General features: G+C 55.3%; 1 protein-coding gene. It reads right to left on the reverse strand.

Features of this window, described 5'->3' with window-relative positions; all coding sequences use genetic code 11:
- Window positions 1–602: accessory Sec system protein Asp2 (gene asp2, locus STRDD11_RS10895; RefSeq protein WP_128837344.1), on the reverse strand; the 602-nt coding region annotated here is incomplete at both ends.

Below are 602 nucleotides of genomic sequence, written 5' to 3' on the forward strand. Positions count from 1 at the left end.
AGGATCAAATCCCGCTCGGTAAAGTCCAGCAGATCCAAATGCTCCTGGATAATCTGATGAATGCCGCTTTCCAGCTCCTGACTCCCCAGATAAAACATCCCGCCGTCCACACGCGGGTCAGAAAACAGGAGAAAGGGAGTCCCCATACCGCGCATCATGCCGAAGCCTTCAAAGCCTTCGGCCCGTCGATAGCCGGAAAAGTAGACCGCAAGAGGCGGCTTCAGATCTCCCGGATAAAAGAAGTAATTGATCTCCTGCCGGCGGCTGTCTGTGAGAATCCTGCCGCCCAGTACATATTTGCCAAAGTGATAGCGGGTCAGGCGCTGGTGCAGGGCACCAATCTGCAGCCGGCCCTGCCCCTGAGCCTCCAGACTCACTGCCAGATAAGAAGTATCATCATGATCCAAGACCATGGCTTCCTGCATATCGGCTTCAGCAAAGACCGCTTCATGGATGATATGAGCCGTAGAGCCTTCCTGGATATTGCAGACCCGCAGGCGCAGCTGGCAGTCCCCCTCCTTTTCATACTCCAGCCAGAGCTCGACAGGATTGGCCTGACTGGCCACGACATTGTAGCGAAAGGAGACTAGCGGCTGAAAGTC

Source organism: Streptococcus sp. DD11 (genome assembly GCF_001578865.1).
GTDB lineage: Bacteria > Bacillota > Bacilli > Lactobacillales > Streptococcaceae > Streptococcus > Streptococcus panodentis.